Annotated in this window: 1 protein-coding gene; it reads left to right on the top strand. The window is 63.8% G+C overall.

Features of this window, described 5'->3' with window-relative positions; genetic code table 11:
• On the top strand, positions 1–221 hold a 221-nt coding region (locus tag ACW9I6_RS32500), incomplete at both ends, for a hypothetical protein (RefSeq protein WP_457340253.1).

Below are 221 nucleotides of genomic sequence, written 5' to 3'. Positions count from 1 at the left end.
ACGACCTGCAAAACCGCCTCACCGCCGAACACCAGGGCTGGGGCACGTTGCGCTACCGCTACGACGAATGCGGCCAACTCAACTACCTGCGCCTGCCCGACAACAACCGCCTCGCTTTCCACCACGACAAAGGTGGCGACCTCGCCACCGTCGAACTGAATGGCAGCCTGCTCACCTCGCACCTGTTCAAATCCGGCCGCGAACACCAACGCCAGCAGGGC

Source organism: Pseudomonas sp. SDO5522_S412 (assembly GCF_054071215.1).
The sequence above is the reverse complement of the archived record's forward strand: the minus strand, read 5'-3'. Positions and strand labels throughout refer to the sequence as shown.